The following is a 14850-nucleotide window of genomic DNA, read 5'->3' as shown; positions in this document are numbered from 1 at the left end:
GAGCTCTCATACCTTACCGCAGAGGCTGATATATCAGTTGCCCATTAGTTGGCTCTCAGGATGGTGCACAGATGGCAATCACTCCGTCGACCAGCACATTCGCCTCCCCGCTCACCCTCCCGCTCAGCGAACTCGACCCGGACGTCGCCGCCGCGGTGGAGGCCGAGCTGCGCCGCCAGCAGTCCACCCTGGAGATGATCGCCTCGGAGAACTTCGCTCCGTCGGCGGTCATGGAGGCCCAGGGCTCGGTCCTGACCAACAAGTACGCCGAGGGCTACCCCGGCCGCCGCTACTACGGCGGCTGTGAGCACGTCGACGTGGTCGAGCGGATCGCCATCGACCGGGTCAAGGAGCTCTTCGGCGCCGAGGCCGCCAACGTCCAGCCGCACTCGGGCGCCCAGGCCAACGCGGCCGCGATGTTCGCCCTGCTCTCCCCCGGCGACACCATCCTCGGCCTCGACCTCGCGCACGGCGGCCATCTGACCCACGGCATGAAGATCAACTTCTCCGGCAAGCTCTACAACGTGGTGCCCTACCACGTGGGCGAGTCCGATCTGCGCATCGACATGGACGAGGTCGAGCGGCTCGCGCTCGCACACCGGCCCAAGATGATCGTCGCGGGCTGGTCGGCCTACCCCCGCCGGCTGGACTTCGCCGCCTTCCGCCGGATCGCCGACGAGGTCGGCGCGTACCTGATGGTCGACATGGCGCACTTCGCCGGGCTGGTGGCCGCGGGCCTCCACCCGAACCCGGTGCCGTACGCCGACGTCGTGACGACCACCACGCACAAGACCCTCGGCGGCCCGCGCGGCGGGGTCATCCTCAGCCGCGCCGATCTGGCCAAGAAGATCAACTCCGCGGTCTTCCCGGGCCAGCAGGGCGGCCCGCTGGAGCATGTCATCGCGGCGAAGGCGGTGGCCTTCAAGGTGGCGGCGGGCGAGGAGTTCAAGGAGCGCCAGCGGCGCACCCTGGACGGCGCCCGCATCCTCGCCGGGCGGCTGCTGGCCGACGATGTGGCCGAGGCCGGGATCACGGTGCTGACCGGTGGCACCGAGGTCCATCTGGTCCTGGTCGACCTGCGGAACTCCACGCTCGACGGGCAGCAGGCCGAGGACCGGCTGCACCGCGTCGGCATCACGGTCAACCGCAACGCGGTGCCGTTCGACCCCCGTCCGCCGATGGTCTCCTCGGGGCTGCGGATCGGCACTCCGGCCCTGGCCACCCGCGGCTTCGGCGAGGCCGAGTTCCGGGAGGTCGCCGACATCATCGCCCAGGCCCTGAAGGACGAGCGGCTCGACGACGAGCGCGTGGGGCCGCTGCGCGACCGGGTCGACAAGCTCGCCTCCGCCTTCCCCCTCTACCCCCGTCTGAACGGAGCCGCGGCATGACCGCCCAGCCGCTGCCGGAGCACCCGGACTTCCTCTGGCGCAACCCCGAGCCGCGCTCCTCGTACGACGTCGTCATCGTCGGCGCGGGCGGCCACGGCCTGGCCACCGCCCACTACCTGGCCCGTAACCACGGCATCACCAACGTCGCCGTCCTGGAGAAGGGCTGGCTGGCGGGCGGCAACATGGCGCGCAACACCACGATCATCCGCTCCAACTACCTGTGGGACGAGAGCGCGGCGATCTACGAGCACGCGCTCAAGCTGTGGGAGGGGCTGCCGGAGGAGCTGGACTACGACTTCCTGTTCAGCCAGCGCGGCGTCCTCAACCTCGCACACACCCTTCAGGACGTCCGCGAGGGCGTGCGCCGGGTGGGCGCCAACCGCCTCAACGGCGTGGACGCCCAGTGGCTGGCACCGGACGAGGTCGCCGAGGTCTGCCCCATCCTCAACGTCTCGCCCCGCACCCGCTATCCGGTCCTCGGCGCCACCTTCCAGCCGCGGGCCGGTATCGCCAAGCACGACCACGTCGCCTGGGCGCTGGCCCGCCGGGCCGACGCCATGGGGGTGGACCTGATCCAGGGGTGCGAGGTCACCGGCTTCCTCAAGGACGGCGACCGGGTGGTGGGCGTCGAGACCAGCCGTGGCCGCATCCACGCCGGCCGGGTCGGGCTCGCGGCCGCCGGGCACAGCAGTGTGCTGGCCGAACTGGCCGGTTTCCGGCTGCCGGTGCAGTCCCATCCGCTCCAGGCGCTGGTCTCAGAACTGCACGAGCCGGTCCACCCGACCGTGGTCATGTCGAACCATGTGCATGTCTACGTCTCCCAGGCGCACAAGGGCGAACTCGTGCTGGGCGCGGGCGTCGACTCGTACAACGGCTACGGGCAGCGCGGCTCCTTCCACGTCATCGAGCAGCAGATGGCCGCCGCCGTCGAGCTGTTCCCCGTCTTCGCCCGCGCGCATGTGCTGCGGACCTGGGGCGGCATCGTCGACGTCACCCCGGACGCCTCCCCCATCATCGGCACCACCCCCGTCGAGAACCTCTATGTCAACTGCGGCTGGGGCACCGGCGGGTTCAAGGCCACCCCGGCCGCCGGCTGGACCTTCGCGCACACCATCGCCACGGGCGGGCCGCATCCGCTGAACGCCCCCTTCGCGCTCGAACGCTTCGCGACGGGCGCGTTGATCGACGAACACGGCGCCGCGGCCGTGGCCCACTGACAACCGGCCGAGCACCCACCGAGCACCCACCGAGCGCCCGCCGAGAACCCGCTGAGAGAAGGACACCGTGCTGCTGATCACCTGCCCATGGTGCGGTCCTCGCGACGAGGCCGAGTACCACTACGGGGGACAGGCCCATGTCCCCTACCCCGAGCGCCCCGCCGACCTCGACGACGAGCAGTGGGCCGCGTACGTCTTCTACCGGGACAACCCCAAGGGCCCCTTCGCCGAGCGGTGGACGCACAGCACCGGCTGCCGCCGCTGGTTCAACGTCCTGCGCGACACCGTCAGCTACGAGGTGCTGGCCTCCTACCGGCTCGACGCGCCCCGCCCCGAACTGCCACAGGCCGGAGGAAACCGATGACCGACCAGCCCCGCCGGCCCGACCAGCCCTGTCGGCTCCGGCAGGGGGGCCGTATCGAGCGCGGCACCGTACTGCGGTTCACCGTCGACGGACGGGAGCTGACCGGGCATCCCGGGGACACCGTGGCCTCGGCGATGCTGGCGAACGGGGTCGCCGAGGTCGCCCCGTCGATCTACCGCGGCCGCCCGCGCTCCATCGTCGCCGCGGGCGTCGAGGAGCCCAACGCCCTGGTGCAGCTCGCCGGTTCCTGCTCGGAGGGCATGCTTCCGGCGACGGCCGTTGAGCTGTACGACGGGCTGTCCGCCACGACGCTTTCGGGGATGGGGCGGCTCGACCCCACTCCCGACCCCGCCGTGTACGACAAGAAGTACGTCCACACCGACGTCCTGGTCATCGGCGCCGGACCGGCCGGGCTCGCGGCCGCCGCCGCTGCCGCCGGCTCCGGCGCCCGGGTGATCCTCCTCGACGACCAGCCCGAGCCCGGTGGTTCGCTGCTGTCCGGGCGCGCCGAGAGGGTCGGCGCGCAGACCGCCCTCGAGTGGGTCGCCGAGGTCCGCGCGGCGCTCGACGCCGCCCCGGAGGCCGTCGTCCTGCGCCGCACCACGGCGTTCGGCGCCTACGACGACAACTATGTGCTGGCCGTGCAGCGGCGCACCGATCACCTCGGCGCCGACGCGCCCGACCCCTCCGAGGGCGTCTCGCGCCAGCGGCTGTGGCACATCCGGGCCCGCCAGGTGGTCCTGGCGACCGGCGCCCACGAACGTCCGCTGGTCTTCGCCGGGAACGACCGGCCCGGGGTGATGCTCGCCGCGGCCGTGCGCTCGTACGTCAACCGCTACGCCGTGGCTCCCGGCTCGCGGGCCGTGGTGAGCACGACCAACGACAGCGCCTATGACACGGTCGCCGATCTCCACGCCGCCGGGATCGGCATCGCCGCCGTCGTGGACGCCCGTCCCGAGCTGTCCCGCCGGGCCGCCGAGGTCGCGACGGCGACCGGGGTACGGGTGCTGACGGGCAGTGCGGTGGTCGGCACCGCGGGCGGCGGCCGGCTCACCGGTGTCACCGTCCAGGCCCTCGACGAGGAGGGTCGACTCACCGGCGAGCCGGAGTCGTTCGACTGCGACCTGCTCGCCGTGTCGGGCGGGTGGAGCCCGGTGGTGCATCTGCACAGCCAGCGCCAGGGCAGGCTGCGCTGGGACGCGGACCTGGTCGCGTTCGTGCCCGACGGCACCGTACGGGACCAGCGGGTCGTCGGCGCGGCCCGGGGGCGTTACGACCTCGACGGCTGTCTGGCCGAGGGGGCGCGGGCCGGTGCGCTGGCCGCGACGGACGCCGGGTTCCCGGTCCCCCTGCCGTCGCCGGACGAGGCCCGGCCCGGAAGCGCCGGCCCGATCCGCGCACTGTGGCTGGTGCCCGACCCCGAGGGCGAGCCCGGCGGCTGGGACACCCACTTCGTCGACCTTCAGCGCGATGCCACCGTCGCCGACATCCGGCGGTCCACCGGCTCGGGCATGCGCGGTGTCGAGCACGTCAAGCGCTACACCTCGCTCGGCACGGCGAACGACCAGGGCAAGACCTCCGGTGTCAACGCGATCGGTGTCATCGCCGAAGTCCTCGGCGCGGGCGCGTCACCCGGAGAGATCGGCACAACGGCCTACCGGGCGCCGTACACGCCGGTCGCCTTCGCCGCCCTCGCCGGGCGGGAGCGCGGTGAGCTGTTCGACCCGGAGCGCATGACCTCCATTCACCACTGGCATGTCGCCCAGGGGGCGGTGTTCGAGGACGTCGGGCAGTGGAAGCGCCCCTGGTACTACCCCCGGCCCGGTGAGGACATGGACTCGGCCGTGGCCCGCGAGTGCCGCGCCGCCCGTGAGGGGGTGGCCTTCATGGACGCCTCCACCCTCGGCAAGATCGAGATCTGGGGCCGGGACGCCGGGGAGTTCCTGGGCCGCGTCTACACCAACGGTTTCAAGAAGCTGAGGCCCGGCATGGCCCGCTACGGCGTGATGTGCAAGCCGGACGGCATGATCTTCGACGACGGCGTCACGCTGCGCCTCGAGGAGAACCGCTACTTCATGACCACCACGACCGGCGGCGCCGCCGGAGTCCTGGACTGGCTGGAGGAGTGGCTCCAGACCGAGTGGCCCGAGCTCGACGTCCACTGCACCTCGGTGACCGAGCAGTGGGCGACGATCGCCGTCGTCGGCCCGCAGTCACGCGAGGTGGTCGCCCATCTCGCCCCCGACGTCGACTTGTCGAACGAGGCGTTCCCCTTCATGGCCCTCCGCGAGACCACCCTGGCCTCCGGTATCCCGGCCCGCATCTGCCGGATCTCCTTCTCCGGCGAACTGGCCTACGAGATCAATGTCTCGGCGTGGTACGGCCTGGCGGTGTGGGAGGAGGTGTACGCGGTGGGCCGACCGTACGACATCACCCCGTACGGCACCGAGACCATGCACGTCCTGCGGGCCGAGAAGGGCTACATCATCGTCGGCCAGGACACCGACGGCACCGTCACCCCTCAGGACGCGGGCATGTCCTGGGTGGTCTCCAAGCAGAAGGACTTCATCGGCAAGCGCTCGTACTCCCGCCCCGACACCTCCCGGCCCGACCGCAAGCACCTGGTCGGCCTGCTGCCGACCGATCGCGGCACCCGGCTGCCCGAGGGCACCCAGCTCATCGCGCCGAACGTGCCCGTCACCCCCGAGGCCGGGCCGGTGCCGATGCTCGGCCATGTCACCTCCAGCTACCACAGCCAGGCGCTGGGCCGTCCGTTCGCCCTCGCCCTGGTCGCCGCCGGGCGGGACCGCGTCGGGGACACGCTCCTCGCCCCCGTCGGCGACGACCTCGTCCCCGTCCAGGTCACCGAACCCGTGCTCTACGACCCCGAAGGGACCAAACGAGATGGCTGAGCCGACCGACGCGAGCCCGGTGGCGCTGCGCACCAGCCCCCTGGCACATCTGGCGGACCGGATGCGCGCGGCCGCCGTCACCGGCGCCCGCGGCGTCACGCTGGCCGAGCGGCCGTTCATCTCCATGGTGAACCTGCGCCTCGACCCCGCGTCCGAAGCGGCCGGCCGCATGGAGAAGACCCTGGGGGCACCACTCCCGCGAGCGTGCGGCCACACCACCGGGTCCGGCCCCCTCACGGTCGCCTGGCTCGGCCCCGACGAGTGGCTCGTGCTGTCCGAAGAGCCCATCGACACCGCCGAGTTGCGGCAGGCGCTCGCGGGAGACCCCGGCTCGGTCGTGGACGTCTCGGCCAACCGCACCACGCTGGAGCTGAGCGGCCCGGCCGCCCGCCAGGTGCTGGAGAAGGGCTGCCGGCTGGACCTGCACCCCCGGGCCTTCGGCCCCGGCCGGGCGGTGTCGACCACGGTGGGCCCCGTCCCGGTGCTGCTCCGGCAGCTCGACGACGCGCCGACGTACCGGCTCCTCCCGCGGTCCTCGTTCGCCGACCATCTGGCGCGCTGGCTCATCGACGCGATGAGCGAGTACCGCGGGCCTGAGGTGCCCTGACAGGGGCCCGGCGCGGCCGTGTCCACCGGACGTCCAGTCCTCGTCCAAACGCACGACGCAATCTGGAGGCACACACGCACCGAACCCGGCCAAAGGGGAGGAACTCCAATGGAGATCAAGCTGGCGTATGTGGAGCCGGACAGCGGTCACGAGAGGACTTCCCCCAGGCAGGGGTAGTCGGTGTAGCCGCGGTGGTCCCCGCGGTAGAACGTGGTCTCGTCGGCCTCGGCGAGCGGCGCGCCGAGGCGGAGGCGGTGCACGAGGTCGGGGTTGGAGATGAACAGCGTCCCGAACGAGAGGATGTCCGCCAGCCCGTCGTCGACCAGGCGCAGTTGCCGGGGGCCGGCGGGCCAGTCGTGGTGAGTCTCGTGCGGATTGAGCATGAACACTCCTTCCCAGTGCTCCCGCAGTTTCACCGTGAGGTCGCGGTGGCCCGGAAACTCGAATACGTGCAGGTAGGCCAGGTCGCGTGGCAGACCGTCGACCAGGGTCAGGTAGAGCTCGTGCAGGTCCGGCTCGTCGAGGCCGAACGCGGTGCAGCCGGGGGAGATCCGCAGGGCGAGCCGCTCGGATCCGATGCGCGCGGCGACGGCGTCAACGAGGTCGAGCGGGAACCGGACGCGCCCGGCGACGCTGCCGCCGTAACGGTCGGTGCGGCGGTTGGCGTTGCCGGAGAGGAACTGCTGAATGAGGTAACCGTAGGCTCCATGCAGTTCGACACCGTCGAACCCGGCGTCGATCGCGTTCGCGGCCGCATCGGCGAAGTCGGCGATGGTATCCGCGACGCCCCGCATGGTCAGGACTTGCGGTATCGGGTACGGCTTGCGCACGGCCGGTTCGCCGCCGTGGACGCGCACGACGCCTTCGGCGGCACACGCGGACGGCGCGAGCGGGTGCAGCCCGCCGCCGAGGAGTTCGGGGTGGCTGTTACGGCCGGCGTGCATGAGCTGTGTGTAGATCCGGCCGCCCGCGTCGTGCACGGCGTCGGTGGCCGGGCGCCAGGACAGGACCTGCGCCGGGTCGTGCAGGCCGGGGGTGTCGGTGTAGCCCTGGCCGACATGACTGGGTTGGGCGGCTTCGGCGACGATCAGCCCGGCGGTCGCGCGCTGCCGGTAGTACTCGGCCATGAGCGGGGTCGCTGACAGGCCGTCGCCGTAGGCGCGGCGGCGGGTCAGCGGGGCCATGGCGACGCGGTTGGGCAGGGTAAGCGGTCCGATGGAGATCGGGTCGAATGCGTTCGGCATCGGGAGTTCTTTCTCGGAGCGATGTGTTTTCGTGCCCCGCCACAATCCCCTCGCGCTGAGCCCCGCGGCAGAAACACCGCCCCAGTGGGCGCTATCCGACACGGAGGGCCTCGTACGCGGCGCTATCCGACGATCGGAGACGCCCCCTTGACCACCCGCATACTCGGCGCGGTCTCCACCGACAGCAGCCCGGGCAATGCCGCCACCGGGCCCGTCAGGTATTCGTACAGCGCCGCGCCAGTGGGGCACTGCACGCTCGCGTACAGGTTGGACACGCCGGTGGTGGCAGCCGCGAAGCTCACCTGCGGATGCTCCGCCAGCGCCTCACCCGCAGCCGCCAGCTCACCCGGCGCGACCGTCAGCCACAACCCCGCCGACGTCCACGACCCCAGCAACGCCGGGTCGACGTCCACGTCGAAGTACACCACCCCGCCCGAGCGCAGCTCCGCCAGCCGCCGCCGCACAGTCGTCTGCGACCAGCCCGTCGCCGTGGCCAGCGACCGGAACCCGGCCCGCCCGTCCAGCGCGAGCGCCTCCAGCAACGCGTTGTCCTCCGTTGACAGTTCCACCGGCCCGGACACGCGTTTCGCCGCCGGCGGCGACAGCCGCGCGCACTGCTCCGCCGTGAGTGGCCCGTTCTTCGTCAGCGGACTCTCACTTCCACCGAAGAACGGGTGCAGCACGCGGTGCGCACTCACTCCGGTGACCCGGGGCGTGCGGGGCAGGCGAGACAGCACGGTCGACTCCGCGGCCGGCGGGTCCGTCACCGTCTGAACCATGCACAGGACCTCCGCGCCGCCCGAGGCGATCTGCACCCACGACGTCTCCGCCTGCTTCGCCAGCGCTCGCGCGAGCCCCGCCACCGCCTCCGGTACGCACCGCACCCGCACCAGCCACAGCTGCCGCCCCACCGCCTCCGGCCACACCGCACCGATCACCCGAACGCCCGCCTCGTTCCGCAGCCGCGCGTACCGGCGCGCCACTGTCTGGTCCGAAACCCCCAGCACCGCACCGACCAGCGAGAACGCGACCCGCCCATCGATCTGGAGCGCTTGCAGCAGCCCGCGTTCGACCGCGTCCAACATGTGTCCCGTCCTACCGATCCGACTCATCCGGCGCGACCCGTGTGCTACCCGTACCCCACGCCCGATGGGCTCCGCCAACTACGTATCAGGGTTCCAGTCTCCGCCCATCGCATCGCCGTCACCTCCGACCGGGCGCACCGACGGGTTGCGTCGGTGCGCCCGGTGCTCGTGCCGTCGGTCAGAACCAACGTCTTGGCGGGCCTTAGTTGCCGATGTCGGGCTGCGGTCCGGCGCCGTCCTTGAGGATGGTGGGGACGTCTTCGGCGTCGTCGAGGGTGTAGTCGTAGAACTTGCGCGGGTCGAAGCCGCCACCGCCCGTTTGCTGTTTGCCCTTGCTGTCGACCACGACGCTGTCACGGACGACGAGTTGGGCGTCGGCATCCTTGTAATACGGGTCGGTGACGCCCCTGAAGTAGCTGTTCTCGATCACGGTGTTGGACTTGCCCCGCGACCAGTTTCCGCTGCCGGTGTTCTGTAGATAGTTGTTGTACAGGTGGGCGTTGGCCACGTTGTCGATGCTCGGGTTGCGGGACTGGGTGCCACTGAACCAGTTGTGATGGATCGTCATCTGGGAGGTGACGTTGTCCGTCCAGCCGATTCCGAAGGTCTTGTGGTTCTCGTTGATGATGTTCCAGGACACCGTCAGGTTCGTGGTGTCCTTGCGGCTGTCGATCAGGCCGTCGTTCATCCGCTCCAGGCGGTTGTGGTCGATCCAGATGTGGTCGGCGGTGTCGATCTGGATGGCGTCGTAGTCGTAGCTGTCGTCGTCCGGGTCGTCGTCCGGCATCCGGGTGTCGCGGATGGTGAGGTTACGGATGATGACGTTGCTGACGCCCTTCTTGAGGAAGAAGCCTCCGCCGACGATCTCTCCCTTGGTTCCGGCACCGATGACCGTCTTGTTCGAGGCCACGCGCACCTCGTTGCCCATCGTCGGGTACTTGATCGTCCCGCCGACCTTGATGACGTAGGGGTCTTGGGCGGTGGCGTACTTCTCCAGTTCGGCGAAGGAGGTGACGGTGACGGTCTTGCCCGCGGCCCCGCCGGTGGTGCCGCCGCCCAGGGAAGCGAACCCGTCGGCCTCGTCCGGCCACGCCTTGACGGCCGGGGCGGCGGTGGCGTCTTCGGAGAGTGCTTGCGGACCCAGCAGGGAGCCGCCCAGGACGACCGCCCCGGCCAGCACGGTGTACGGCCGGCGGCGGTTTCTGCGATGGCTCGCGGTAGGTGAAGTCATGCTTTCTCCAGCATCGTGGGGGAAAAGGGCTGGTCGAAGCCACAGCCGGCGTGGGCCACACAGACGTCGAAGCCACACCCGGCTCACTGAAATTTTCGCGATTTCGCAGTGAAGCGCAGTGACTGTAGAAAGGGCTTTCTCGACTGTCAAGGCCATGGGACAGAAGGAATTTCGCGGCCACCCGGGTCTTCGAAAAGTTCGCTCTTGGATCTAGGCTTCCTGGCATGTCCTCTACAAATCAGAGGCTTGCTCGCGATGGCCTGGCCGCTGGGCCGCTGACCACCGCGGAGATAGCGGCGCACGCCGGGGTCTCCGTCGCCACGGTCTCCAAGGTGATCAACGGGCGGACGGACGTCGCGTCCGACACCCGCGCTCGGATCGAAGAGATCATTCGCAGCCACGGGCACCGCAGGCAGAAGCGGGCCGCCCGCCCCGCCCCCGTACTGGAACTCGTCTTCCGCCAGATCCGGGACGCGTACCACGTCGAGATCATCAAGGGCGTGCAGCAGGTGGCGCGCGAGCACCGGCTCGCAGTGGTGATCTCCGAGCTGCAAGGCCGGTTGACCCCCGGACGCGGCTGGGTCGAGGACGTTCTGTTCCGGCGCCCGGCAGGCATCATCGAGGTCTACTCCGTCCTCGCCGATACCCAGAGCGGCCAACTGCGCAGCCGGGGCATTCCGTTCGTCCTCGTCGACCCCAATGGCGAACCCGCCCACGCGTCCCCCTCTGTGGGTGCGACCAACTGGAACGGCGGCCTCTCGGCCACCCGCCATCTTCTACGGCTCGGGCACCGACGCATCGCCGTCATCACCGGACCCGAAAACGCCCTCGCCAGCCGCGCCCGGGTGGACGGCTACCGGACCGCCATGGAGACCGCAGGCGCGCTCGTCGACCCCGACCTCGTCCGCATCGGCGACTACCGTGCGGAGGACGGCCTCAGGCACGCACGCGAGCTGCTGCGCCTGCCCAGTCCACCGACTGCCGTGTTCACCTGCAACGACGCACTGGCACTCGGTGTGTACCGGGCCGCCGCCGAGGCCGGACTGTCCATCCCCGACGACCTCAGCGTCGTGGGGTTCGACGACCTGCGCCCGGCACAGTGGACCGTGCCACCACTGACCACCGTGCACCAACCGCTCACCGAGATGGCCGTCACCGCAGCGGCGATGGTGGTCAAGCTTGCACAGGGGCAACCGCTGGCACAGACCCGGGTGGAGCTCGCCACCGAACTCGTCGTCCGCGACAGCACCGCGCCACCGCGCTCGTGAAATCCGGGACAGGGACGGGTCGGTGTGAAAATGTGCTCCGATTTGGGACCATTGATGCGTCCCAGTCATTTATTTATCCGCTCGCTGGGCAGAGGAATGGCTTCACGGTAGATACGCCGGAGCCTACGGTGTGGGCGCACTGCGTTTTCCGGAAATGTACTCGCATGCCTCACCGGAGGTAAATCAATGCGCTCATCTCATTGTCCGGCCGGCGCGACGTGGCCGTTAGGGACCAGACCCCGCGCCGTAATGGTGCTGATCGCACTGGCCACCGCCATTGCCCTGGCCCTGCTGAGCGTCTCTGCCCCGCCGACGGCCGCTGCCGTGCCGTTGTCCCAGGACAAGACCGCGGCCGCCGCCGAGCTGCTGTCGCAGGGTAGACCCGCGACCGCCTCGTCCACCGAGAACACGTCCACCCCCGCGTCCGCGGCGGTGGACGGCAACACCGGGACCCGCTGGTCAAGCGTGTTCAGCGACCCCCAGTGGCTACGCGTCGACCTGGGCGCCACCGCCACCATCAGCCGAATCGTCCTGCGCTGGGAGGCCGGATACGCCCGAGCGTTCCAGATCCAGACCTCGGACAACGGCACCGCCTGGACCACCATTCACTCGACCGTCACCGGCACCGGTGGCATGCAGACCCTCGACGTCACCGGAAGTGGCCGGTACGTCCGCGTCTATGGCATGCAGCGCGGCACCCCCTATGGCTACTCGCTGTGGGAGTTCCAGGTGTACGGGTCCAGTGGTGGCACCTCCCCCGGGGACGGGATCCCGGACCCGACGACCGCTTCGCTGGAGGCCGCAAGCGGGCCGCTGGCCACTGCCGCCTACACCGTTCCCAGCCCGAGCGGATATGGATCCGGCACCGTCACCTACCCGACAGCCACCGGGTCATACCCGGGCGTCGTGCTGATGCCGGGCTATCAGGGCACCCAGCAGAACCTGCAATGGCTCGCACCCCGCCTCGCCTCCTGGGGCTTCGTCGTGATCAACGTCGGCACCAACACGCTCACCGACGATCCCGAATCGCGCGGGCGCCAGATCAGCGCCGCCGGCACCCAGTTGCTCGCGCTCGGCAACACCACCGGCAACCCGGTCTCCGGCAAGCTCAACGGCACACTCGGCGCGGCCGGTCACTCGATGGGGGGCGGCGGTGTCATGGCGGCCCTCCGCGACGACTCCCGCTTCAAGGCGGGCGTGCCCACGGCCCCGTTCCATATGAGCCCGAACTTCTCCGGAGTAACCGAGCCCACCTTCTTCCTCACCTGTCAAAGCGATGTCGCCGCCCCCGGCAACAGGTACGCGCTGCCCTGGTACAACTCCATGGCCCAGGCCGAGAAGCTCTACATCGAGGTTCCCGGCGACCACCTCTGCCCGATGACCGGATCCGGCAACAAGGCCAAGCAGGGCAAGTGGATCGTGTCGTTCCTCAGCCGCTGGCTGCGCGCTGACACCCGTTTCAGCCCGTTCCTGTGCGATGCCGTGCGTGACTCCGACAAGAACAACACGTCCCTGGTCACGCGCTGGATGGACACCTGCCCGTTCTGAACCGGGCCACTCGGAGCGCTCCGCGGCCAGCCGCTGGAGCGCTCCGGAGCGGATGCGCGCCATAGCCTCGCCGTTCGCTCCTTCACCCGGCGGAGTCTCTGCCGACTGCCGACTCCGAGCGCGCGCCGACTCCGGCGTCACGCGCAACCCTGTCGTGTGGCCCCGTATGGATACGGGCGCAGGGTCCGTGTCAGGGCCGTGCCCTGTGCCGGGTCGTCGTTGACGTACTTGGTCGCGGTGATCTCAGTCGGCGCGATGCCCTGTTCGACCCAGCGTACGACCGGCCCGAGTGTGTCGAACACGTTCGGCCCCGGGCCTCCGCCGCAGTGGGTCATGCCCGGCACCGTGAACAGCCGGGCGAACCGCTGTGTCTGCCGGACCGCGTCGGCGCTCCCGGCCGGGCCGGTGGAGGTGGCCCGGATCACCTGTCGGTAGTAGTTGATGGTGTCGTAGGCCGAGACGACCGGGTCGGCCCAGCCCGCGTACATCAGCAGTTTTCCGCCGCCGCGCCGGAAGGGGCGCAGATCGGGGTCTGTCGCGTCGATGATCGAGCCGAGCTTGACCTTCGCGAACCGCATGTCGCGGTGGTAATCGAAGCTCCACCAGTTCCAGTTCCGGTCGCCGAACACCCAGTACCGCCAGAAGTTGGCCCGCGCGGGTTCGGTGGTGCCCCAGTATTTGCTCCAACCCGACAGCACACCACCCGAGGCGTCCACCACCGGCGCCTCGCTACCCACCGGCCAGCCCGGGTAGACCTGCGTTCCGGTACGCGGGTCACGCGCCCCGGCGTACATCTTCCGCACCGCACGCACCTGCTGATCGGTCAGGCAGGAGGGCCTGTCGTCCGTGGCACAGCGCAGGCGCCCCGGATCGAACGAGCACCGCCGCGGATCGGTGAGGAAGCCGTCGGTGGCACTCCCGCCGTCCTGGCCGCGGCACTGCCGCACCGCGGCGTCGGTGAGCGGGCGGAGCTTCGAGGCGGGGATGACGGGACGGCTGTCATCGCCCGCCTCATGGTTGTTCAGGTACTGCCAGAGGAACCCGGCATTGAGGCTGATCCGGTTGTTGCCGGGGGCTCCGGCCACGATGCCGTCGAAGTCGTCCGGATAACGTTGTGCCTCCATCAGCGCCTGCTGACCGCCCGTGGAACAGCCGACGAAATAGGAGTGGCCCGGTTTCGCACCGGTGAACGCCTTCACCACGCGCTTCGCGTTCACGATGGACTCGTGCACCGCCCGGTGCCCCCAGTCCACGATGATCTCCGGGTTGGCCGCGCCCTGGACGAAGACCTCCGGGTCATCGCCGGTATGGCCGGTGTCCGTGCCGACGGTGACATATCCGGCGGACAGCAGACGCCCCATGGAACCGAAGTCGATGGCCGAGCTGTATCCGCCGTTGCCGAACATGACCAGCCGGTCGTTCCCGCCCCGCTGGGGCAGCCAGACCTCGAACCCGATGGCCGAATCCGGTACTGGCTTCGCGACTCCCCGCACCCGGCAGAACGCCGGTACGGGCATCGTCCGGCCGTCGGGCGCGGTGTACTGCCCGGCGGGCACCGGCTCAGCGACGCTCACCGTCGCGTCCGGCAGCCGGAGGCCGGTCAGATCGGCGCATCCGCTCCGGGAACCGTCAGCCCTGGCTACGGTCGGCACGATCAGGAGCAGCACCACCGAGGTCGAGGCCAAGGTGGCCAGAACGCGCCGAAACCATGCGAACGAGCTCACCATCAGCCCTCCATCAGGGAGAAACAAGGCATGGACAGCGCGGTCAGGGGCGCTACGCGAGAGTTTCCGGGCAACACCGAATCGACGTCCAGCATCAAACCGACATCTCTCCATGCCATGTGCACATAAATCTCGCCTGCCGAGATCGCCGCGCGCTGCTCGGTTCAAAGAGCACCGGGCACCACCGGACCCGCTGGTCTGCTACCACCCGACACTCATGAACTACCCGCGCGGCGGCGCACGGCCCCGACCTCGCGTCCGG

At 70.1% G+C, this 14850-nt stretch carries 11 protein-coding genes; 7 read left to right on the top strand and 4 right to left on the bottom strand.

Annotation, left to right across the window (positions count from 1 at the left end; genetic code table 11):
* Positions 1-71 precede the first annotated feature (71 nt).
* The 5 genes from glyA to ACJX2R_RS48000 all read left to right on the top strand — a co-directional run bounded on the left by glyA (position 72) and on the right by ACJX2R_RS48000 (position 6488).
* Positions 72-1388: a serine hydroxymethyltransferase gene (gene glyA / locus ACJX2R_RS48020; RefSeq protein ID WP_413105288.1), complete on the top strand. Its 1317-nt coding sequence runs from the start codon at positions 72-74 to the stop codon at positions 1386-1388.
* On the top strand, positions 1385-2605 hold the full coding sequence (locus tag ACJX2R_RS48015) for a sarcosine oxidase subunit beta family protein (protein ID WP_413105287.1): 1221 nt from the start codon (positions 1385-1387) through the stop codon (positions 2603-2605). Before glyA ends, ACJX2R_RS48015 begins: the two co-directional genes overlap by 4 nt.
* 67 nt (positions 2606-2672) lie before the next feature.
* Entirely contained in the window at positions 2673-2969 is a 297-nt protein-coding gene (locus ACJX2R_RS48010) for a sarcosine oxidase subunit delta (protein WP_020865506.1), read from the top strand.
* Complete coding sequence (locus ACJX2R_RS48005) at positions 2966-5881, top strand: sarcosine oxidase subunit alpha family protein (RefSeq protein ID WP_413105286.1); 2916 nt, start codon at positions 2966-2968, stop codon at positions 5879-5881. Before ACJX2R_RS48010 ends, ACJX2R_RS48005 begins: the two co-directional genes overlap by 4 nt.
* Positions 5874-6488 (top strand): sarcosine oxidase subunit gamma, encoded by a 615-nt coding sequence (locus ACJX2R_RS48000; protein WP_413105285.1) that lies wholly within the window; start codon positions 5874-5876, stop codon positions 6486-6488. Before ACJX2R_RS48005 ends, ACJX2R_RS48000 begins: the two co-directional genes overlap by 8 nt.
* A 146-nt stretch (positions 6489-6634) precedes the next feature.
* On the opposite strand, the gene ACJX2R_RS47995 is transcribed toward ACJX2R_RS48000, so the two are convergent.
* The 3 genes from ACJX2R_RS47995 to ACJX2R_RS47985 all read right to left on the bottom strand — a co-directional run bounded on the left by ACJX2R_RS47995 (position 6635) and on the right by ACJX2R_RS47985 (position 10048).
* The gene (locus ACJX2R_RS47995) at positions 6635-7732 is read right to left on the bottom strand and encodes an alkene reductase (RefSeq protein WP_413105284.1); all 1098 of its coding nucleotides are present in this window, start codon (positions 7730-7732) and stop codon (positions 6635-6637) included.
* Positions 7733-7854: 122 nt separating this feature from the next.
* The gene (locus ACJX2R_RS47990) at positions 7855-8817 is read right to left on the bottom strand and encodes an Lrp/AsnC family transcriptional regulator (protein ID WP_413105283.1); all 963 of its coding nucleotides are present in this window, start codon (positions 8815-8817) and stop codon (positions 7855-7857) included.
* Between the two features lie 202 nt (positions 8818-9019).
* Positions 9020-10048 (bottom strand): pectate lyase family protein, encoded by a 1029-nt coding sequence (locus ACJX2R_RS47985; protein WP_413105282.1) that lies wholly within the window; start codon positions 10046-10048, stop codon positions 9020-9022.
* Positions 10049-10272: 224 nt separating this feature from the next.
* On the opposite strand from ACJX2R_RS47985, the gene ACJX2R_RS47980 reads away from it, so the two are divergent.
* On the top strand, positions 10273-11316 hold the full coding sequence (locus tag ACJX2R_RS47980; RefSeq protein WP_413105281.1) for a LacI family DNA-binding transcriptional regulator: 1044 nt from the start codon (positions 10273-10275) through the stop codon (positions 11314-11316).
* A 249-nt stretch (positions 11317-11565) separates the two neighbouring features.
* Positions 11566-12864 carry a discoidin domain-containing protein gene (locus tag ACJX2R_RS47975; protein WP_413102329.1) on the top strand — a complete coding sequence of 433 codons (1299 nt, stop codon included), beginning with the start codon at positions 11566-11568 and terminating at the stop codon, positions 12862-12864.
* A gap of 137 nt (positions 12865-13001) precedes the next feature.
* On the opposite strand, the gene ACJX2R_RS47970 is transcribed toward ACJX2R_RS47975, so the two are convergent.
* Positions 13002-14591, bottom strand: coding sequence for a tannase/feruloyl esterase family alpha/beta hydrolase (locus ACJX2R_RS47970; protein WP_413105280.1), 1590 nt, complete (start codon positions 14589-14591; stop codon positions 13002-13004).
* Positions 14592-14850 lie beyond the last annotated feature (259 nt).

The sequence above is a fragment of the Streptomyces sp. Inha503 genome, assembly GCF_047215865.1.
Classification (GTDB): domain Bacteria; phylum Actinomycetota; class Actinomycetes; order Streptomycetales; family Streptomycetaceae; genus Streptomyces; species Streptomyces lycopersici.
Note: the sequence above shows the minus strand (reverse complement) of the source record. Positions and strands in the feature narration are given on the sequence as shown.